The 21,423-nt window shown below is 57.2% G+C and carries 19 protein-coding genes; 16 read left to right on the top strand and 3 right to left on the bottom strand.

The features are described from left to right. The first annotated feature begins 151 nt into the window (after positions 1 to 151). From lepA to acpS, 7 genes are all read left to right on the top strand, one after another. Positions 152 to 1,951, top strand: coding sequence for a translation elongation factor 4 (gene lepA, locus AC0TN7_RS10965; RefSeq protein WP_024908619.1), 1,800 nt, complete (start codon positions 152 to 154; stop codon positions 1,949 to 1,951). A 15-nt stretch (positions 1,952 to 1,966) separates the two neighbouring features. Beyond that, entirely contained in the window at positions 1,967 to 2,929 is a 963-nt protein-coding gene (lepB, locus tag AC0TN7_RS10960) for a signal peptidase I (protein ID WP_473702154.1), read from the top strand. Between the two features lie 222 nt (positions 2,930 to 3,151). Next, complete coding sequence (gene rnc / locus AC0TN7_RS10955) at positions 3,152 to 3,832, top strand: ribonuclease III (RefSeq protein ID WP_003860711.1); 681 nt, start codon at positions 3,152 to 3,154, stop codon at positions 3,830 to 3,832. Beyond that, complete coding sequence (era, locus tag AC0TN7_RS10950; RefSeq protein WP_024908621.1) at positions 3,829 to 4,734, top strand: GTPase Era; 906 nt, start codon at positions 3,829 to 3,831, stop codon at positions 4,732 to 4,734. The genes rnc and era overlap by 4 nt, the downstream gene beginning before the upstream one ends. A gap of 17 nt (positions 4,735 to 4,751) precedes the next feature. After that, a complete protein-coding gene (gene recO, locus AC0TN7_RS10945; protein WP_048991368.1) occupies positions 4,752 to 5,459 on the top strand; it encodes a DNA repair protein RecO in 708 nt (235 codons plus the stop codon). 33 nt (positions 5,460 to 5,492) lie between these two features. Beyond that, a complete protein-coding gene (gene pdxJ, locus AC0TN7_RS10940) occupies positions 5,493 to 6,224 on the top strand; it encodes a pyridoxine 5'-phosphate synthase (protein WP_148769302.1) in 732 nt (243 codons plus the stop codon). Further along, positions 6,224 to 6,604, top strand: a complete 381-nt coding sequence (gene acpS / locus AC0TN7_RS10935) for a holo-ACP synthase (protein ID WP_023294331.1) — start codon at positions 6,224 to 6,226, stop codon at positions 6,602 to 6,604. Before pdxJ ends, acpS begins: the two co-directional genes overlap by 1 nt. Here acpS and AC0TN7_RS10930 read toward each other — a convergent pair. Both AC0TN7_RS10930 and AC0TN7_RS10925 read right to left on the bottom strand, forming a co-directional pair. Beyond that, positions 6,601 to 6,861 (bottom strand): YfhL family 4Fe-4S dicluster ferredoxin, encoded by a 261-nt coding sequence (locus AC0TN7_RS10930; RefSeq protein WP_008502177.1) that lies wholly within the window; start codon positions 6,859 to 6,861, stop codon positions 6,601 to 6,603. The two genes, acpS and AC0TN7_RS10930, sit on opposite strands and share 4 nt — an antisense overlap. A 46-nt stretch (positions 6,862 to 6,907) precedes the next feature. Continuing rightward, positions 6,908 to 7,756, bottom strand: coding sequence for a MurR/RpiR family transcriptional regulator (locus AC0TN7_RS10925; RefSeq protein ID WP_023333056.1), 849 nt, complete (start codon positions 7,754 to 7,756; stop codon positions 6,908 to 6,910). A 117-nt stretch (positions 7,757 to 7,873) separates the two neighbouring features. On the opposite strand from AC0TN7_RS10925, the gene murQ reads away from it, so the two are divergent. Genes murQ through tadA form a run of 4 tightly spaced genes read left to right on the top strand, consistent with a single transcriptional unit; the run spans position 7,874 to position 11,343 of the window. Next, positions 7,874 to 8,767, top strand: a complete 894-nt coding sequence (gene murQ / locus AC0TN7_RS10920; protein WP_157189601.1) for an N-acetylmuramic acid 6-phosphate etherase — start codon at positions 7,874 to 7,876, stop codon at positions 8,765 to 8,767. Between the two features lie 11 nt (positions 8,768 to 8,778). Beyond that, entirely contained in the window at positions 8,779 to 10,140 is a 1,362-nt protein-coding gene (locus AC0TN7_RS10915; protein ID WP_473702153.1) for a PTS transporter subunit EIIC, read from the top strand. A 3-nt stretch (positions 10,141 to 10,143) separates the two neighbouring features. After that, positions 10,144 to 10,779, top strand: a complete 636-nt coding sequence (gene yfhb, locus AC0TN7_RS10910) for a phosphatidylglycerophosphatase C (RefSeq protein WP_024908626.1) — start codon at positions 10,144 to 10,146, stop codon at positions 10,777 to 10,779. A gap of 24 nt (positions 10,780 to 10,803) precedes the next feature. Beyond that, positions 10,804 to 11,343: a tRNA adenosine(34) deaminase TadA gene (tadA, locus tag AC0TN7_RS10905; RefSeq protein ID WP_032645359.1), complete on the top strand. Its 540-nt coding sequence runs from the start codon at positions 10,804 to 10,806 to the stop codon at positions 11,341 to 11,343. Here the strand turns inward: tadA and mltF are convergent. Next, positions 11,231 to 12,781: a membrane-bound lytic murein transglycosylase MltF gene (gene mltF, locus AC0TN7_RS10900; protein WP_473702152.1), complete on the bottom strand. Its 1,551-nt coding sequence runs from the start codon at positions 12,779 to 12,781 to the stop codon at positions 11,231 to 11,233. The genes tadA and mltF overlap by 113 nt on opposite strands. 267 nt (positions 12,782 to 13,048) lie before the next feature. On the opposite strand from mltF, the gene purL reads away from it, so the two are divergent. The 5 genes from purL (at position 13,049) to glnB (ending at position 21,362) form a co-directional block, all read left to right on the top strand. Continuing rightward, positions 13,049 to 16,936, top strand: coding sequence for a phosphoribosylformylglycinamidine synthase (purL, locus tag AC0TN7_RS10895; protein WP_024908629.1), 3,888 nt, complete (start codon positions 13,049 to 13,051; stop codon positions 16,934 to 16,936). 531 nt (positions 16,937 to 17,467) lie between these two features. After that, positions 17,468 to 18,895, top strand: coding sequence for a two component system sensor histidine kinase QseE/GlrK (gene qseE / locus AC0TN7_RS10890; RefSeq protein ID WP_024908630.1), 1,428 nt, complete (start codon positions 17,468 to 17,470; stop codon positions 18,893 to 18,895). Position 18,896: 1 nt separating this feature from the next. Then, entirely contained in the window at positions 18,897 to 19,634 is a 738-nt protein-coding gene (gene qseG / locus AC0TN7_RS10885; RefSeq protein ID WP_024908631.1) for a two-component system QseEF-associated lipoprotein QseG, read from the top strand. Then, the gene (gene glrR, locus AC0TN7_RS10880) at positions 19,621 to 20,958 is read left to right on the top strand and encodes a two-component system response regulator GlrR (RefSeq protein ID WP_024908632.1); all 1,338 of its coding nucleotides are present in this window, start codon (positions 19,621 to 19,623) and stop codon (positions 20,956 to 20,958) included. The genes qseG and glrR overlap by 14 nt, the downstream gene beginning before the upstream one ends. Positions 20,959 to 21,023: 65 nt before the next feature. Beyond that, a complete protein-coding gene (gene glnB, locus AC0TN7_RS10875; RefSeq protein ID WP_003860685.1) occupies positions 21,024 to 21,362 on the top strand; it encodes a nitrogen regulatory protein P-II in 339 nt (112 codons plus the stop codon). Positions 21,363 to 21,423: the final 61 nt, after the last annotated feature.

Here is a 21,423-nt window from a genome sequence, read left to right as displayed (position 1 = left end):
CAGAAAACGTCCTTTCTTCACGCTATAGCTGCCTCTAAGTGCATTTCCAGGTAGCGAGGATGTAGTGTAGAATGCTGCGTTTTCGCACTGAAAAACGTCAGGCTAAGAACAGCGGCCTCCAGGAATTCGTAAGGCATAATTATTTAACTATATGAAGAACATACGTAACTTTTCGATCATTGCTCACATTGACCACGGTAAGTCGACGCTGTCTGACCGTATTATCCAGATTTGCGGTGGCCTGTCTGATCGTGAAATGGAAGCCCAGGTTCTGGACTCCATGGACCTGGAACGCGAACGCGGTATCACCATCAAAGCGCAGAGCGTTACGCTTGATTATAAAGCGGCTGATGGTGAAACCTATCAACTGAACTTTATCGACACCCCAGGCCACGTTGACTTCTCCTATGAGGTTTCACGTTCGCTCGCGGCCTGTGAAGGCGCGCTGCTGGTGGTGGATGCCGGGCAGGGCGTAGAAGCCCAGACCCTGGCAAACTGCTACACCGCGATGGAAATGGATCTCGAAGTTGTGCCGGTTTTGAACAAGATCGACCTGCCAGCCGCCGATCCTGAGCGCGTTGCGGAAGAGATTGAAGATATTGTCGGCATTGATGCGACCGATGCCGTGCGCTGCTCCGCGAAAACCGGTGTGGGCGTGACCGACGTGCTGGAACGCCTGGTGCGTGACATTCCGGCCCCGGAAGGCGATCCGGATGCGCCGCTGCAGGCGTTGATTATCGACTCCTGGTTCGATAACTATCTGGGCGTTGTCTCCCTGGTGCGTATTAAAAACGGCACCATGCGCAAAGGCGACAAAATCAAGGTGATGAGCACCGGACAGGTCTACAACGCCGACCGTCTGGGCATCTTCACGCCAAAACAGGTTGACCGTACCGAGCTGACATGCGGCGAGGTAGGCTGGCTGGTATGCGCCATCAAAGACATCCTCGGTGCGCCGGTGGGCGATACCCTGACCGGTGCGCGTAACCCGGCAGATAAAGCGCTGCCAGGCTTTAAAAAAGTAAAACCGCAGGTCTACGCGGGTCTGTTCCCGGTCAGTTCTGACGACTACGAAAACTTCCGTGACGCGCTCGGTAAACTGAGCCTGAACGATGCGTCCTTGTTCTACGAGCCAGAAAGCTCAACGGCGCTGGGCTTTGGCTTCCGCTGTGGCTTCCTCGGTCTGCTGCACATGGAGATCATTCAGGAGCGTCTGGAGCGTGAATACGATCTGGACCTGATCACCACGGCACCGACCGTAGTCTATGAAGTTGAAACCACCTCGAAAGAAGTGATCTACGTCGATAGCCCGTCCAAGCTGCCGCCGCTGAACAACATTCAGGAACTGCGTGAGCCTATTGCAGAGTGTCACATGCTGCTGCCGCAGGAATTCCTGGGTAACGTTATTACGCTGTGTATTGAGAAGCGTGGCGTGCAGACCAACATGGTTTACCACGGTAACCAGGTGGCGCTGACCTATGAGATCCCGATGGCGGAAGTGGTACTCGACTTCTTCGATCGTCTGAAGTCCACCTCCCGTGGCTATGCGTCGCTGGATTACAACTTCAAACGCTTCCAGGCCTCCAACATGGTGCGTGTGGACGTGCTGATCAACGGCGAGCGTGTGGATGCGCTGGCGCTGATCACCCACAACGACAATGCGCCGTACCGTGGCCGCGAGCTGGTTGAGAAGATGAAAGATCTGATCCCGCGTCAGCAGTTCGATATCGCGATTCAGGCGGCCATTGGCAACCACATTATCGCGCGTTCCACCGTGAAACAGCTGCGTAAAAACGTTCTGGCGAAGTGCTATGGCGGCGACGTCAGCCGTAAGAAAAAGCTGCTGCAGAAGCAGAAAGAAGGTAAGAAGCGTATGAAGCAGGTCGGTAACGTCGAGCTGCCGCAGGAAGCATTCCTTGCCATCCTTCATGTTGGTAAAGACGGCAAATAACCCTAAGGAGTTGGCATGGCGAACATGTTTGCCCTGATCCTGGTCATTGCTACCCTGGTGACAGGTCTGCTGTGGTGTCTGGATAAGTTTATCTTCGCCCCAAAACGTCGTGAACGTCAGGCAGCCACTGGCGATGGGATTGACGCGAAAACCCTGAAGAAAGTCGGCCCGAAACCGGGCTGGCTGGAAACGGGTGCCTCGGTATTTCCGGTGCTGGCGATTGTGCTGGTGGTACGTTCGTTTATTTACGAGCCGTTCCAGATCCCATCAGGTTCAATGATGCCAACGCTGCTGATTGGTGATTTTATTCTGGTAGAGAAGTTTGCCTACGGCATTAAAGACCCGATCTACCAGAAAACGCTGATCGAAACCGGTCATCCGAAACGTGGCGACATCGTGGTGTTCAAATATCCGGAAGATCCTCGCCTGGACTACATCAAGCGCGCAGTAGGTCTGCCGGGTGATAAAGTGACTTACGATCCGGTTGCGAAAGAAGTCACCGTTCAGCCGGGCTGCAGCTCCGGTACCGCATGTGAAAACGCGCTGCCAATCACCTACTCAAACGTTGAGCCAAGTGATTTTGTGCAGACCTTCGCCCGTCGTAACGGCGGCGAAGCGACCAGCGGATTCTTCCAGGTACCGAAAGGTGAAACCAAAGAGGACGGCATCCGTCTGGTTGAGCGCAAAGAGACGCTGGGCGATGTGACGCACCGGATCCTCACCGTGCCAATCGCACAGGATCAGCTGGGTATGTACTATCGTCAGCCGGGCCAGCAGCTGGCGAGCTGGATTGTACCGCCAGGACATTACTTCATGATGGGTGACAACCGCGATAACTCTGCGGACAGTCGTTACTGGGGCTTTGTGCCGGAAGCGAATCTGGTCGGTAAAGCCACCGCCATCTGGATGAGTTTTGAGAAACAGGAAGGCGAATGGCCGACCGGTGTTCGCCTGAGTCGTATCGGCGGAATCCATTAATTCTCACTAAATGAACGTGTAGCCGCTAATTAAAGCGGCTACACGAATTATTTCACCGATAAATCTCTTCGAACTAACGACATCCCCTGTCGTTGTGTATAGAATATTCCCCCGAAGTTTAAGGTTGGCCCTGCAAGGGTGCCACGGCACACGAAACCGCGTTGGTTTTCTCAGGTCGGTTTCGTGTGCTGCATTTTTGACGCATTCATTTATTGGTATCGCATGAACCCCATCGTAATTAATCGGCTTCAACGGAAGCTGGGCTACACTTTTCATCATCAGGAGTTGTTGCAACAGGCATTAACCCACCGCAGTGCCAGCAGCAAACATAATGAGCGTCTCGAGTTTTTAGGCGACTCTATTTTAAGTTTCGTGATTGCGAATGCGCTTTATCATCGTTTCCCGCGTGTGGATGAAGGTGATATGAGCCGCATGCGTGCCACGCTGGTTCGGGGTAATACCCTTGCGGAAATCGCGCGCGAATTTGAACTGGGCGAATGTCTGCGTCTTGGACCGGGTGAACTGAAAAGCGGCGGCTTCCGTCGTGAATCTATTCTTGCCGATACGGTCGAAGCATTAATTGGTGGTGTGTTCCTGGACAGCGATATCCAGACCGTCGAAAAGCTGATCCTGAACTGGTATCAGACCCGTCTGGACGAAATCAGCCCGGGCGATAAACAAAAAGATCCGAAAACGCGTCTGCAGGAATATTTGCAGGGTCGTCATCTGCCGCTGCCATCTTATCTGGTGGTGCAGGTTCGTGGCGAAGCGCACGATCAGGAATTTACCATCCATTGCCAGGTCAGTGGCCTGAGTGAACCGGTGGTGGGCACAGGTTCAAGCCGTCGTAAGGCTGAACAGGCTGCCGCCGAACAGGCGTTAAAAATGCTGGAGCTGGAATGAGCGAAGAAAAGACCTATTGCGGATTTATTGCCATCGTCGGGCGCCCGAACGTCGGCAAATCCACCCTGCTGAATAATCTGCTTGGGCAGAAGATTTCTATCACCTCGCGTAAGGCGCAGACCACGCGTCACCGTATCGTCGGCATCCATACTGAAGGCGCGTATCAGGCGATCTACGTCGATACCCCGGGCCTGCACATGGAAGAGAAGCGCGCCATTAACCGCCTGATGAACAAGGCGGCGAGCAGTTCGATTGGCGATGTAGAGCTGGTGATTTTCGTTGTGGAAGGCACCCGCTGGACGCCGGACGACGAAATGGTGCTGAACAAGCTGCGTGACGGCAAAACGCCGGTCATCCTCGCGGTCAACAAAGTTGATAACGTGCAGGAAAAGGCCGACCTGCTGCCGCATCTGCAGTGGCTCGGTAGCCAGATGAACTTCCTTGATATCGTCCCGCTGTCTGCGGAGACGGGGCTGAACGTGGACACCATCGCGGGCATCGTGCGTAAGCATCTGCCGGAAGCGATTCATCACTTCCCGGAAGACTACATCACCGATCGCTCTCAGCGCTTTATGGCGTCTGAAATCATCCGTGAAAAGCTGATGCGTTTCCTGGGCGCTGAACTGCCGTACTCTGTGACGGTGGAGATCGAGCGTTTCCAGACCAACGAGCGCGGTGGCTACGACATCAACGGCCTGATCCTTGTTGAGCGCGAAGGGCAGAAGAAGATGGTGATCGGCAACAAAGGGGCCAAAATCAAAACCATCGGCATTGAAGCCCGTAAGGACATGCAGGAGATGTTTGAAGCGCCGGTTCACCTCGAACTGTGGGTGAAAGTGAAATCTGGCTGGGCCGATGATGAGCGTGCTCTGCGCAGCCTCGGTTACGGCGAAGACCAGTAACTTAAGACGACGAGCATATGGATGGATGGCAGCGCGCTTTCGTCCTGCATAGTCGCCCCTGGAGCGAAACCAGCCTGATGCTGGACGTCTTCACGGAAGAGTCGGGTCGCGTGCGCCTGGTTGCGAAAGGCGCACGTTCCAAACGTTCTAATCTGAAAGGTGCCCTACAGCCTTTCACGCCGCTGCTGGTTCGCTTTGGCGGGCGAGGGGAAGTCAAAACCCTGCGCAGCGCCGAAGCCGTCTCCCTGGCGCTTCCTCTTTCTGGTATCACGCTCTACAGCGGCCTGTATATCAACGAACTCATCTCACGGGTTCTTGAGCATGAGACTCGCTTCTCTGAACTTTTCTTCGATTATCTGCACTGTATCCAGTCGCTGGCTGGCGCAACCGGCACGCCCGAACCCGCCTTGCGTCGTTTTGAACTGGCGCTGCTGGGCCATCTTGGGTACGGGGTCGATTTTTTGCACTGTGCGGGCAGCGGTGACGAAGTGGAAGACACCATGACCTACCGCTACCGCGAAGAAAAGGGCTTCATTGCCAGTATCGTGATAGACAACAGCACCTTTACCGGGCGCCAGCTCCGGGCGCTGTATGAGCGCGAATTTCCCGATCAGGATACCTTGCGCGCAGCAAAACGCTTTACCCGGATTGCCCTCAAGCCGTATCTTGGCGGCAAGCCCTTAAAGAGCCGCGAATTATTCAGGCAGTTTGTACCGAAACGTTAGACCACAGAATCGAAAAGAAAACCGAGGATTGTCATGGCTGAATTACTGTTAGGCGTCAATATCGATCACATCGCCACGCTGCGTAATGCGCGCGGCACGGCGTATCCCGATCCGGTTCAGGCGGCGTTCATCGCTGAACAGGCTGGCGCCGACGGCATTACCGTTCACCTGCGTGAAGACCGTCGCCACATTACTGACCGCGACGTGCGCATTCTGCGTCAGACGCTGGACACCCGTATGAATCTGGAGATGGCGGTCACCGAAGAGATGCTAAACATCGCCTGCGAGACCCAACCGCATTTCTGCTGCCTGGTGCCGGAAAAACGCCAGGAAGTCACCACCGAAGGCGGGCTGGATGTGGCCGGTCAGCTCGACAAAATGCGCGATGCCTGCAAGCGCCTGGCGGATGCCGGTATCCTGGTTTCTCTGTTTATTGACGCCGATTTCACCCAGATTAAAGCGGCAGCCGACGTGGGCGCGCCGTATATCGAAATCCACACCGGCTGCTATGCCGATGCCAAAAATGATGCCGAGCAGGCCAAAGAGCTGGAGCGTATTGCTAAAGCGGCCACCTACGCGGCGAGCCTGGGGCTGAAGGTTAACGCCGGTCACGGCCTGACCTACCACAACGTGAAGGCCATTGCCGCCTTGCCTGAAATGCACGAGCTGAACATCGGCCACGCCATCATTGGCCGCGCGGTGATGAGCGGCCTGAAAGAGGCGGTTTCAGAAATGAAACGCCTGATGCAGGAAGCGCGTCAGTAATGGCCATTCTGGGCTTAGGCACCGATATCGTTGAAATAGCCCGCATAGAAGCGGTGATCGCCCGCAGCGGCGATCGCCTGGCGAGACGCGTGCTGAGCGATAACGAATGGGCCATCTGGGAAGCGCATCAGCAGCCGGTGCGCTTTCTGGCAAAGCGCTTTGCGGTAAAAGAGGCGGCCGCTAAAGCCTTCGGAACCGGCATTCGTAACGGTCTGGCGTTCAACCAGTTTGAAGTGTTTAACGATGAGCTGGGTAAGCCAAGCCTGCGCTTATGGGGTGAGGCGCAAAAGCTGGCAGAAAAGCTGGGGGTGAATCACATGCACGTGACGATCGCCGATGAACGCCACTATGCCAGCGCGACGGTGATCATCGAAAGTTAAAGCTTGTCCGCGTGGTGCATCAGGACAAACTTATCCCACAGCTGTTCTTCGCTCTCGACGTGTGCCGGATCCTTCAGGATGGTATTCGGGATCGGGCACACTTTTTGACAGGTCGGCGTTTCATAGTGGCCGATGCACTCCGTGCAGCGGTCGCTGTTAATCTCATAAATGCTGTCGCCCATCGAAATCGCCTGGTTTGGGCATTCGGGCTCGCACATATCGCAATTAATGCATTTTTTGGTAATTAACAGCGCCATCAGGAAATTCTCAGAAACAACACAAACTGGGCGGGCATTATACGCGTCAAACCAGTTTCTTTACCAGTTCTTCGCTGTGACGAATGCGTTCGGGCGCACGCTCCAGATCCTGCTGCACCAGCGCCATAAACAGCAGGTCCGTCAGCATCATTTGTGCGCTGGTGGACGAGATAGCCGCGCTGCGCGTGGCCTGCTCCTCGGCAATGGTATATAAACAGCGCGTGGCCCGCTGCTGCAGGGCATTCGGCGTAAAACCGGTGATCGCCAGAATTTTACCGCCGACGCGCAGCGCTTCATCGGTGGCCATGTTGATCTCGCGGCGCTCGCCGGAATAGGAGATCGCCAGCAGCAGATCGTCAGGATCCATCGCCTGTACGGTCGCCAGCAGGGCGTGCATATCCTGCTCGACGATGGCGTTAAGCCCAATTTTTGTCAGCTTCCAGCCAAAGTTACGCGCCACAAGCCCGGACGCGCCGATGCCGGTCAGAATGATCCGCCGCGCGCCACGTAGCATCGCCACGCTCTCCAGCAGCTTCTCTTCCGTATTCACATCCAGCGTCGCATGCATGGCAGCCACGTTTTCTTTGATCAGCTTTTCGCCGACCAGCCGCATCGGGTCATCGCCGCGAATCTGATTATGCACCGGCATGGACTGCGGGTTAGGGTTACTGACCAGCGCTTCACTGATTGCCAGCTTGAGGGCAGGGAATCCCTTAAAGCCAATCTTCTGCGCAAATTTCACTACGCTGGACTGGCTCACGCCGGCCTCACTCGCCAGCTGCTGCGAGCTGAGATGGCGTGCGCGATCGGGTTGAGAAAGCAGAAAATCCGCCAGCTTCTTGTCGCTTTGGGCAAAGCCTGCGTAGCGCTGGCGAATGCGAATTAAACAGTTCATACGGTCTCCTGGCGAAAATGTGATTATCTGCGCAAATACGGATTTTGCTCGCCTGAATGAATTTTATATTCCATTATAGTGTGATTATTATGAATTAAAAATTCTTGAGGTACAAAAATGAATCTTGGCTCACTTGTTTCTGAAACGCGTAACCCGCAAACCATGGATCTGGATGCGCTCTCCACCCTGGAGCTGGTTCACCGCTTTAATCAACAGGATACGCTGGTCGCGCAGGCTGTGAAAGAGACATTACCCGAGGTGGCGAAAGCGGTCGATGCGGCGGCGAAATCCCTCAAGGCCGGTGGACGCATTATTTACATGGGCGCGGGCACCAGCGGGCGTCTTGGGGTCCTGGATGCGTCAGAATGCCCGCCAACCTTTGGGGTGCCGCATGGTCTGGTGGTTGGGCTGATTGCCGGTGGACCCGGTGCGCTGCTGAAAGCCGTTGAAGGGGCGGAAGATAACAAACAGCTCGGTGAAGATGATCTCAAAGCGCTGAACCTGACCGCGCAGGATCTGGTGGTTGGGCTGGCAGCATCCGGGCGCACGCCGTACGTCATTGGCGGGCTGGAATACGCTAACCAGACCGGTTGCACGACGGTCGCCATCTCCTGTAACCCAGGATCACCGATTGCACAGGTGGCCGCTATCGCTATCTCTCCGGTGGTTGGGCCGGAAGCGCTCACCGGCTCCACGCGCCTGAAATCCGGGACCGCGCAAAAGCTGGTGCTCAATATGATCTCCACCGGCGCGATGGTGAAGTTTGGGAAGGTGTATCAGAACCTGATGGTGGATATGCAGGCCACCAACGTCAAGCTGGTGGACAGAGCCTGCCGCATGGTGATGGAGGCGACGGGCGCAGGACGTGAAGAGGCAGAAGCGGTACTCAAGCAGACCGATCACGATGTTAAACCGGCCATTCTGATGATCTTAAGCGGGCTGGATGCGGCAAGCGCCAGAGCCAAACTCGATGCGCATAACGGCTTCTTACGGGCGGCATTAGAAAACTAACAGAGGCGTGTATGGACAAAACAGCAGCGCTCGCCAGCGATATACTGCAGGGGATCGGTGGGGAACAAAATATTCAGCGTCTCGAAAACTGCATGACGCGCGTGCGCGTCGAGGTGCATAACGACGACCAGCTTGACGTGCCGCGCCTGAAGCAACTGTCCGGCGTCAGCGGCTACGTGAAGCAGGGGCAGCAGCATCAGCTGATCGTCGGGCCGGGGAAAGCGGCGCAGGTTGTCGATGCCATGCGGGCGCTGATGGGCGTTAGCGCGAGCGTGTCGATTGACGATGCGGAGCGCACCAAAGCGCAGGCGAAAGCCAAATACAAAGCCCCGATGAGCGATGCGCTGCGTCAGCTGGCAAACGTCTTCATTCCGCTGATCCCGGCGTTTATTGCCTCAGGCCTAATCACCGGGATCATCAATATTCTCAAGCGGCCGGATATTGTGGGGGATTTCGCCACGCAGTATCCGAACCTGCTGGGGATTCTGGGGATCTTCGGCAGCGCTGTTTTCGCCATCATGAACATTCTGGTTGGGGTCAATACCGCGAAGGTGTTTGGCGGATCGCTGGCCATGGGCGGCGTGATGGCGGGCATCTTGTCCAGCCCGCAGCTGGCGCAGATCACGCTGTTTGGTGAGGCGCTCCAGCCGGGCCGCGGTGGGGTGATCGCCGTGCTGCTGGTGGTCATCCTGATGTGCTGGATCGAGAAAAGGCTGCGCGCGGTTCTGCCCGGCTCTATTGAGCTTATCCTCAACCCGCTGCTGACTACGCTGATTACCGGTAGCGTAGCGATTGTCGCCCTCCAGCCGTTAGGCGGGTGGATCTCTGAAGCCATCGCCCACGGTGCGTCGCTGGCGATTGATCGCGGCGGCCTGTTAGTGGGCGCGGTGCTGTCGGGTACCTTCCTGCCCCTGGTGCTGACGGGCCTGCACCAGGGGCTGGTGCCGATCCACGTTGAGCTGGTGCAGTCGCACGGCTATAACGCGCTGCTGCCTATCCTGTCGATGGCGGGCGTGGGGCAGGTCGGCGCGGCGATTGCCGTACTGATGAAAACCCGCAACGCGCGACTGAAGAAAGTGATTAAAGGCGCACTCCCGGTTGGACTGCTCGGCATTGGCGAGCCGCTGATTTTCGGCGTTACGCTGCCGCTGGGTAAACCGTTCCTCGCGGCGTGTCTGGGCGGTGCGGTAGGTGGGGCATTGATCAGCTACTGGAAGGTCGCCACCGTTATCACCTTTGGGCTTTCCGGTTTACCGCTGGCATTAACCATCGTGACCGGAAAAGTGATGTTCTATCTGTTAGGCTATTTAGTAGCGGTGATCGCCGGGTTCCTGTTTACCTGGCTGTTAGGTTTCAACGATCCAGAGGAGTAAGGTTTGGCAAATCACGCGCGTCGCGTTGTCTTTTTCGACCTGGATGGAACGCTGCATCAGCAGGATATGTTTGGTACGTTTATGCGTTACCTGCTGCGGCGTCAGCCCCTGAATGCGTTGCTCGTGCTACCGCTCTTACCGGTTATCGGTATCGCGCTGCTGGTGAAAGGTCGTGCGGCGCGATGGCCGATGAGTCTGCTGCTGTGGGGATGTACCTTTGGGCACAGCGAAGCGCGCCTCAAACAGCTCGAAAAGGATTTTGCGCACTGGTTCCGCGGCCACGTCGCCGCCTTTCCGGTGGTGCAGGCGCGCCTGACTGGCTACCTCGACGCGAACGATGCCGACATCTGGCTGATTACCGGCTCCCCGCAGACGCTGGTGGAGCAGGTCTATTTTGATACCCCCTGGCTTCCGCGCGTGAATCTTATTGCCACGCAAGTTGCCCGCGGTTACGGCGGTTGGGTGCTGACCCTGCGCTGCCTGGGGCATGAAAAAGTGGTCCAGCTGGAGAAACGCATCGGTACGCCGCTGCGCCTGTACAGCGGCTACAGCGACAGTAAACAGGACAACCCGCTGCTCTATTTTTGCCAGCATCGCTGGCGCGTCACGCCATCAGGTGAACTCCAGCAACTCGAATAGTCTTATCCATAATGGGCGTGTATAATGCCGCCCGCTTTTCGACTGGAGTATCAACCGTTGTCCAACCCTGAACTCGACCATGAATACTGGATGCGCCATGCGCTGACGCTGGCTCAGCGTGCCTGGGACGAGGGCGAAGTGCCCGTAGGCGCCGTGCTGGTCCACAATAACCAGGTGATTGGTGAAGGGTGGAACCGTCCGATTGGCCGCCACGATCCTACTGCACATGCCGAAATCATGGCGCTTCGCCAGGGCGGTCTGGTGCTGCAAAATTATCGCCTGCTTGATACTACGTTGTATGTGACGCTGGAGCCGTGCGTGATGTGCTCCGGCGCGATGGTGCACAGCCGGATCGGGACTCTGGTCTTCGGTGCGCGGGATGAAAAAACCGGTGCGGCCGGTTCGCTGATGGACGTGCTGGGTCACCCGGGGATGAACCACCAGGTGAAGACTATCGGCGGGGTGCTTGCACCAGAGTGTTCGGGGCTATTAAGCGATTTCTTTCGAATGCGCCGTCAGCAGAAAAAGCAGCAAAAGGCAGAATTGAAGCTGTCGGACGATTAAGCTCGTCCGGCGCCACGACTGGGTAACTTTGAGCCAGCTGTTTGGCCTCTGTTGCCTCTTTCTCTTTCTCCAGCAGATACCCGACCAGGCTAATTTGATATTTACGGATATTTTCCACGTAGGCGTAGGCTTCATGTCCGCGCGCGTAGCCGTAAGTCAGCTTGTTATACCATGGCTTCTGGCTCAGCAGCGGCAGGCGCTGCTTAACGTCTGACCAGCTGTCCGGGTTACCTTTCGTTTTGGCCGTCAACGCCCGCGCATCCAGCATATGTGCGTAGCCCATATTGTAGGCCGCCAGCGCGAACCAGATCCGCTCCTCTTCCGGCACCGTTGCCGGGACTTTGGCCATCATATCCTGCAGGTAGCGCGCGCCGCCGCTGATGCTCTGTTCCGCATCGGTACGGTCATTGACGCCCAGGCTCAGCGCGGTATTTTTGGTTAACATCATCAAACCACGTACGCCCGTGGGAGACGTGGCCTGGGTATCCCAGTGGGATTCCTGATACGAAATAGCCGCCAGCAATTTCCAGTCAATCTCCTGGGCGTATTTTTCGAACAGCGGCTGCAGATCTGGCAGGACGCTGTCTACCGCGCGCAGGAAGCTGCGGGTGTCAACGTAGTCAAAGTCGTCACCGTGACCGAGGTACTTCTCCTCCAGGCGCGCCAGGGTACCGTCTTCATTGATGGTGTTGAAGAAATCAAGCATCGCGGCAGAGAAGGTCTGATCGTCATCAAGCTGGCTAAACCAGGTCACAGGCTGCTCGTCGGTGACGTCCAGCGCCACGGCGATTTCAGGATGCACCCGCTGGAACAGGCTGATCGCGACCGAATCGGCGATGGTGTAGGGCACTTTCTGGTCTTTTACCTGCTCCAGCAGCTCCGTCGTGCCGAGTTTCGGATCCACAGTCCAGCTCAGGTCGGGATATTTCTTCTCCTTGAGCTCACGCAGATCGTCAATCACCACGTGGCCAGGCGCAATCGTCAGTTGCCGATCGTCAATCGAGGCCAGCGAACGCGGGCGCAGGCCCCCGACGCGGTAAACCAGCTGCTGCGAAACGGAGTAGTAGGTCGGGCCTGGCTGGTAGTTTTTGCTGCGCTCGCTGTTATACACCAGCCCGGCGGCAAGCATATCGGCATCGTCGTTATCGAGGTCGTCAAACAGCTGGTTGATATTCTGGCGGACGGTGATTTTAAGCTTCACGCCAAGATAATCGGCGAACTGTTGTGCCAGCTCGTAATCCAGACCAATGATTTTACCGTTGATGTCGCTGTAAATCAGCGGAGAGTTGAGGGTACTGACGCGCAATTCCCCCCGCTCCTGAATGGCGGCGATACGGTTTTCGGCTTTGCCGAACCAGGGGATGGAAGGCCAGAGGGCCACTGCCAGCAGCAACGTTACAATGCCGATGAGCAGATAATTAATCTTTAATTTTTTCAATTAGTTAATTCTCTGCGACGCCGGTTGCCTCAGTCTGCTGTAGCCATGTTAATCATAAGGTTTGCCATTGAATGAGCGGCATTTTGCGTAAACTTGCGCCACTTGGCAACCAATTAGAGAGACTGGTCACATCTATTGTTAAATCTCTGTGCAAATTTTATTTCGACGCAAACGGTTTCGTCGGCGCTCAGGATTCTCTATAATGACGCCCGTTTTCCCCCCTTGCGCACACTGTAAGCGCCCCGGCGCTTCGAAGACGAGAGACTTATGATGGAAATTCTGCGTGGTTCGCCTGCACTGTCTGCCTTCCGTATCACTAAACTGCTGGCACGTTTTCAGGCGGCCGACCTTCCGGTAAGCAATATTTACGCTGAGTATGTCCATTTTGCTGACCTGAATGCCCCCCTGAATGCAGAGGAGCGCGTACAGCTGGAACGCCTGCTCAAGTATGGCCCAAGTCTGAGCAGCCATACGCCAACCGGCAAACTGATCCTTGCGACGCCTCGTCCGGGCACCATCTCCCCCTGGTCTTCCAAAGCCACCGACATCGCCCACAACTGTGGCCTGAGCCAGATTAACCGTCTGGAACGCGGCGTGGCGTACTACGTGGAAGCCTCTACCCTTAGCGAAGCACAGTGGCAGGCGGTTGCGGCTGAACTGCACGATCGCATGATGGAGAGCGTATTTGCCTCTCTCGATGACGCGCAGAAGCTTTTCTCTCACCATCAGCCTGCGCCGGTACAGAGCGTAGACCTGCTGGGGCAGGGCCGTCAGGCGCTGATTGACGCCAACCTGCGTCTCGGCCTGGCGCTGGCAGAAGACGAAATCGACTACCTGCAGGATGCGTTTGTTAAGCTCAACCGTAACCCGAACGACATCGAACTCTATATGTTCGCGCAGGCAAACTCTGAGCACTGCCGCCACAAGATTTTCAACGCCGACTGGATTATTGACGGCGAACAGCAGCCAAAGTCGCTGTTCAAAATGATCAAAAACACCATGGAGCAAACCCCTGACCACGTGCTGTCTGCCTATAAAGACAACGCCGCGGTGATGGAAGGTTCCGAGGTGGGCCGCTTCTTCGCCGATCGCGAAGCAGGGCGCTATGACTTCCATCAGGAGCCCGCGCATATCCTGATGAAGGTTGAAACCCACAACCACCCGACCGCGATCTCCCCGTGGCCGGGTGCGGCGACCGGCTCCGGCGGTGAAATCCGCGACGAAGGGGCGACCGGTCGTGGTGCAAAACCAAAAGCGGGTCTGGTCGGTTTCTCCGTCTCCAACCTGCGTATCCCGGGCTTTGAACAGCCGTGGGAAGAAGATTTCGGCAAGCCAGAGCGCATTGTGACCGCGCTGGATATCATGACCGAAGGCCCGCTGGGCGGCGCGGCGTTTAACAACGAATTTGGTCGTCCGGCGCTGAACGGTTACTTCCGTACCTATGAAGAGAAAGTGGACAGCCACAACGGCGAAGAGCTGCGCGGCTACCACAAACCGATCATGCTGGCGGGCGGGATCGGCAACATCCGTGCCGATCACGTGCAGAAAGGCGAGATCGTCGTCGGCGCGAAGCTGATCGTGCTCGGCGGCCCGGCGATGAATATCGGTCTGGGCGGCGGAGCGGCCTCTTCTATGGCCTCCGGCCAGTCTGACGCGGATCTCGATTTCGCCTCCGTGCAGCGTGACAACCCTGAGATGGAGCGTCGCTGCCAGGAAGTGATCGACCGCTGCTGGCAGTTGGGCGACGCTAACCCGATCCTCTTCATCCACGACGTGGGCGCGGGCGGTCTGTCTAACGCCATGCCGGAGCTGGTGAGCGACGGCGGCCGCGGTGGTCGTTTCAACCTGCGCGATATCCTGAGCGATGAGCCGGGCATGAGCCCGCTGGAAATCTGGTGTAACGAATCCCAGGAGCGCTACGTGCTGGCGGTTGCCGCGGACCAGCTTCCGCTGTTTGACGAGCTGTGCCGCCGCGAGCGCGCGCCGTATGCCGTCATCGGTGAAGCGACCGAAGAGCAGCACCTGACTCTGAGCGACACCCATTTCGACAACCAGCCTATCGATCTGCCGCTCGACGTTCTGCTCGGTAAAACGCCGAAGATGACCCGCGACGTAACAACCCGTAAAGCGGCGGGCAAAGCGCTGGATCGCCAGGGCATTACCGTAGCTGAAGCCGTTAATCGCGTGCTGCACCTGCCGGCAGTCGCTGAGAAAACCTTCCTGGTGACCATCGGCGACCGTACCGTGACCGGTATGGTATCGCGCGATCAGATGGTTGGCCCATGGCAGATCCCGGTGGCGAACTGCGCCGTGACCACCGCGAGCCTCGACAGCTACTACGGCGAAGCGATGGCGCTGGGCGAACGCACCCCGGTGGCGCTGCTGGACTTCGCGGCCTCTGCCCGTCTGGCGGTCGGTGAAGCGCTGACCAACATCGCCGCAACGCAGATTGGCGACATCAAACGTATCAAGCTTTCCGCAAACTGGATGGCCGCTGCCGGTCACCCTGGCGAAGATGCAGGCCTGTATGAAGCCGTGAAGGCGGTGGGCGAGGAGCTGTGTCCTGCTCTCGGCCTGACCATTCCGGTGGGTAAAGACTCCATGTCGATGAAAACCCGCTGGCAGGAAGGCAGCGAGCAGCGCGAGATGACCTCTCCGCTGTCGCTGGTGATTACCGCGTTTGCCCGCGTGGAAGACGTGCGTCATACCGTTACGCCGCAGCTTTCCACCGAAGACAACGCCCTGCTGCTGATTGACCTGGGTAAAGGCAACAACGCGCTGGGTGCCACCGCTCTGGCGCAGGTTTACCGTCAGCTCGGCGACAAGCCAGCCGACGTGCGCGATGTGGCGCAGCTGAAAGGCTTCTACGACGCCATCCAGGCGCTGGTAGCGCAGCGTAAGCTGCTGGCCTACCATGACCGTTCCGACGGCGGCCTGCTGGTGACGCTGGCAGAGATGGCCTTCACCGGCCACTGTGGGGTTGAAGCCAACATTGCAACGCTGGGCGAAGACCGTCTGGCGACGCTGTTTAACGAAGAGCTGGGCGCCGTGATTCAGGTGCGCGCGGCAGATCGCGACGCGGTTGAAGCCATTCTGGCGAAGCACGGTCTGGCAGACTGCGTGCACTATCTGGGTAAAGCCGTTCAGGGCGACCGCTTCGTCATTGAAGCAGACGGTCACGCCGTGTTCAGCGAAAGCCGCACCACGCTGCGTATGTGGTGGGCGGAAACCACCTGGCAGATGCAGCGCCTGCGTGATAACCCGGAATGTGCCGATCAGGAGCACAACGCGAAGGCCAATGACCAGGATCCAGGCCTGAACGTGAAGCTCTCCTTCGACATCAACGAAGACATTGCCGCGCCGTACATTGCGACCGGCGCGCGTCCGAAAGTGGCCGTGCTGCGCGAGCAGGGCGTTAACTCCCACGTTGAGATGGCGGCTGCCTTCCACCGCGCGGGCTTTGACGCTATCGACGTTCACATGAGCGACCTGCTGGCCGGACGTACCGGTCTGGAAGATTTCCAGGCGCTGGTGGCGTGCGGCGGCTTCTCCTACGGCGACGTGCTGGGCGCGGGCGAGGGCTGGGCGAAGTCCATCCTGTTCAACAGCCGCGTGCGTGACGAGTTCGAAACCTTCTTCCACCGTCCGCAGACCCTGGCGCTGGGCGTGTGTAACGGTTGTCAGATGATGTCCAACCTGCGCGAGCTGATCCCGGGCAGCGAAGCCTGGCCGCGCTTTGTGCGTAACCAGTCTGACCGCTTCGAAGCGCGCTTCAGCCTGGTGGAAGTGACCCAAAGCCCGTCTCTGCTGCTGCAGGGAATGGTCGGTTCACAGATGCCAATCGCGGTCTCCCACGGCGAAGGTCAGGTAGAAGTGCGTGATGCCGCGCATCTGGCTCAGCTGGAGAGCAAAGGTCTGGTGGCGCTGCGCTTTGTCGATAACTTCGGCAAGGTCACGGAAACCTACCCGGCCAACCCGAACGGCTCCGCCAACGGTATTACCGCGGTGACCAGCGAAAGCGGTCGTGCAACCATCATGATGCCGCACCCGGAACGTGTGTTCCGCACCGTGAGCAACTCCTGGCACCCTGAAAACTGGGGCGAGGACAGCCCGTGGATGCGTATCTTCCGCAACGCGCGTAAACAGCTGGGTTAAGTTTCAGGCAACACCTGCAGGCCCGGTAAGCGCGAGCGCTACCGGGCTTTTTTGTCTTTGTCGCAAAATCGCGACAACCCTCTGGTTTGAGTGTCTCCAAAAGGAGACATTTAACTTATTGATTTATATATGGCAGTAAAGGTTCCCATTAAGGTGTTGCTTAATAGCGACACTTAGCCTGGAAATCATTCAACCGATAATTAACAGGTTTAACAAGTAAAAATCATATATTTCAATGTGTTAATATTTTGTTTTGCGTTCTGGCACGGGTGTTGCATAATATTAACCAGTGGCTCATTCACCTTCTTATGTCAGCCCCTTCGGGACGCGCTACATAAACTTCGAATGACGCACAAAAAGGTGCCTGCCGTCCAACTACTGATCATAGCGATGCTTTATCAGGCCAGGGCGAAACGTCGAGTTAGGCACCGCCTCATTCCATGACAAAGCCGGGTTTTTACCCGGCTTTGTTGTATCTGAAGGGCAGACTCAGTTACGCTCTGCGTAAACCCCCATTAAGAGAGTAATGCGTTGAAACGCTGGCCCGTTTTTCCCCGCTCCCTGCGACAGCTTGTCATGATGGCCTTCCTGCTGATCCTGCTGCCGCTGCTGATCCTTGCCTGGCAGGCGTGGCAAAGTCTGAACGCGCTGAGCGCGCAGGCGGCTTTGACCAACCGCACGACGCTCATCGACGCCAGACGCAGTGAAGCGATGACCAACGCCGCGCTGGAGATGGAACGTAGCTATCGTCAGTATTGCGTGCTTGACGATCGGACGCTGGAAAAGGTGTATCAGAGTCAGCGCAAGCGCTATAGCGAAATGCTGGACGCCCACGCCGGCGTATTGCCTGACGACAAGCTCTATCAGGCGTTACGTCAGGATTTAAACGATCTTGCGCAGCTACAGTGCAGTAACAGCGGCCCGGATGCCGCCGCCGCCGCGCGTCTTGAAGCTTTTGCCAGCGCCAACACCGAGATGGTGCAGTCAACGCGCACGGTGATTTTCTCTCGCGGCCAGCAGCTCCAGCAGGAGATTGCCGAGCGCGGCCAGTTCTTCGGCTGGCAGGCGCTGGTGCTGTTCCTCGTGAGCCTCGGGCTGGTTCTGCTCTTTACCCGCATGATCATCGGCCCGGTGAAGGGCATTCAGCGGATGATCAACCGCCTGGGTGAAGGGAAATCGCTCGGAGATACGGTCGCCTTTAAAGGTCCGCGCGAGCTGCGATCCGTAGGCCAGCGCATTATCTGGCTGTCCGAGCGCCTGGCGTGGCTTGAATCACAGCGTCATCAGTTCCTGCGCCATATCTCCCATGAGCTTAAAACGCCGCTGGCCAGCATGCGCGAAGGGACGGAGCTGCTGGCGGACGAAGTGGCAGGACCCCTTACGCCAGAACAGAAAGAAATTGTCGAGATCCTGGATAACAGCAGCCGCAATCTGCAAAAGCTGATTGAGCAACTGCTGGATTACAACCGCAAGCTGGCTGACGGGGCGGTCGTTCTGGAAAACGTTGAGATTGAGCCGCTGGTGGATATGGTGATATCCGCCCATAGCTTGCCAGCAAGAGCTAAAATGATGCATACCGGTGTAGAACTGAATGCGCCGACCTGTCTCGCTGAACCCATGCTCTTAATGAGCGTGCTGGATAATCTTTATTCCAATGCGGTGCACTATGGTACTGAATCCGGTAACATTTATATCCGAAGTTATACGAAGGGTTCCCGGGTGTTTATAGACGTCGCTAACACCGGCACCCCGATCCCCGATGACGAAAAAACCATGATCTTCGAGCCCTTTTTCCAGGGGAGTCATCAGCGGAAAGGTGCGGTGAAAGGCAGTGGTCTGGGCTTGAGCATCGCCCGGGACTGCATACGACGCATGCAGGGTGAGCTAAACATTGCCACGGACGAACGTTCGGATGTTTGCTTCCGTATTGAACTGCCCCTGAGCCGGAAAAATCAATAAAATGAATCTATGTCTGGTGAGTATGTCACACGTCTTTTCCCGCGCCGTACGCGCGGTGTTTTCCCGCAACACGCTTCGCCTGAGCCTGCCCTGTTTATTTCTGGCAGGGTGTGTTTCCCATGCGCCACAAAGTGCAATTAGCGATAAACAAGAAGATAAATGGCCCGATAACCAGCTGGCCGATTTCCTCTCAACCCGCTGTGACGATATCTGGAACCTGTCAGGTCATGACGTTGAAAGCAACCCGCTGTTCTGGCTGCGTGGAATAGATTGCGCCCAGCGTCTGGCCCCGGTAGACGCTCGCTCGAAGGCGGCGATGCTGGATGACGACACCTGGCAGGACGCTTTCAAGCGCGGCATTTTGCTGGCTGATGCGAAAATCACCCCCGTCGAACGGCGCGCCAACGTGACCCGACTGGACACGTTCGTGGTCAATCTTCCCGTGCAGGTACGCCCGGTATACCAGCTCTGGCGCGATGGGCAGACATTACAGCTTCAGCTGTCTGAAGAGCGCTCCCGCTACAGCAAGCTGCAACAGTCAACCGACAGCGAGCTTGATACGCTGCGTCAGCAGCAGCAACATTTACGTACGCAGCTCGATACCACAACGCGTAAGCTGGAAAACCTGACCGATATCGAAAGGCAGCTCTCGTCGCGCAAATATCAGCCGGGGAGTTCATCTGCGGCACCGGACAGCGATACGCCGAAACAAGAGGATGTGAAGCATGACGAGCCGTAAACCAGCCCATCTGTTACTGGTGGATGACGATCCCGGGCTGTTAAAGCTGCTGGGCATGCGTCTGGTGAGTGAAGGTTACAGCGTCGTGACCGCGGAAAGCGGGCTCGAGGGGCTTAAGATCCTCAGCCGCGAGAAAATCGATCTGGTGATAAGCGACCTGCGGATGGACGAAATGGACGGCCTGCAGCTGTTCGCGGAGATCCAGAAGCAGCAGCCGGGTATGCCCGTGATTATCCTGACGGCGCACGGGTCGATCCCGGATGCGGTTGCCGCGACGCAGCAGGGAGTATTCAGCTTCCTGACCAAGCCGGTGGATAAAGACGCGCTGTATAAGGCAATCGACAGCGCGCTGGAACACGCCGTCCCGGCGGGGGATGAAGCGTGGCGGGAGCCTATCGTCACCCGCAGCCCCGTGATGCTGCGTCTGCTTGAACAGGCCCGGATGGTGGCGCAGTCCGACGTCAGCGTGCTCATCAACGGCCAGAGCGGCACCGGGAAAGAGATCCTGGCCCAGGCGATCCATAACGCCAGCCCTCGAAGTAAAAACGCCTTTATCGCCATTAACTGCGGCGCGCTCCCGGAGCAGCTGCTTGAATCTGAACTGTTTGGTCACGCCCGCGGCGCATTCACCGGGGCGGTAAGCAGCCGGGAAGGGCTGTTCCAGGCCGCGGAAGGCGGCACGCTGTTCCTGGACGAGATTGGCGATATGCCCGCGCCGCTGCAGGTCAAGCTGCTGCGCGTGTTGCAGGAGCGCAAAGTCCGTCCGCTGGGCAGCAACCGCGACATTGATATTAACGTGCGAATTATTTCCGCCACCCACCGCGATCTGCCGAAAGTGATGGCCCGCAACGAGTTTCGCGAAGATCTCTACTACCGCCTGAACGTGGTGAACCTGAAGATCCCGGCGCTGGCGGAACGGGCGGAAGACATTCCGCTGCTGGCGAACCATCTTTTGCGCCAGGCGGCCGATCGCCATAAACCGTTCGTGCGCGCGTTTTCCACCGATGCAATGAAGCGGCTGATGGCCGCAAGCTGGCCGGGCAACGTGCGTCAGCTGGTCAACGTGATTGAGCAGTGCGTGGCGTTGACCTCTTCACCGGTCATCAGCGATGCGCTGGTGGAGCAGGCGCTGGAAGGGGAAAACACGGCGCTGCCGACGTTTGCCGAAGCGCGGAATCAGTTTGAGCTCAACTATCTGCGCAAGCTATTGCAGATCACCAAAGGCAATGTGACCCACGCCGCGCGCATGGCCGGACGCAACCGCACCGAGTTCTACAAGCTGCTGTCGCGCCACGAGCTGGAAGCAAACGATTTTAAAGAGTAATGCCGTATGGTACTGTGAGCAATCGATTACGAGGCAGCTTACAGGCAAGAGTTTAAGGACCCACCATGAAAAAGATTGATGCGATTATTAAACCTTTCAAACTGGATGATGTGCGTGAAGCGCTGGCGGAAGTCGGCATCACCGGGATGACCGTGACGGAAGTGAAAGGTTTTGGTCGTCAGAAGGGCCACACCGAGCTTTACCGTGGCGCAGAGTACATGGTCGACTTTCTGCCGAAAGTAAAAATTGAAATCGTGGTCAGCGACGATATCGTCGATACCTGCGTGGACACCATTATCCGCACCGCGCAGACGGGCAAAATTGGCGACGGTAAAATCTTCGTCTTTGACGTGGCGCGCGTGATCCGTATCCGTACCGGCGAAGAAGACGACGCGGCGATTTAACATTGCCAACGGTTTTGTAGGCCGGGTAAGGCGCAGCCGCCACCCGGCGAAAAAAAGCCCC

The organism is Enterobacter sp. PL_is511, assembly GCF_055816065.1.
Note: the sequence above shows the minus strand (reverse complement) of the source record. Positions and strands in the feature narration are given on the sequence as shown.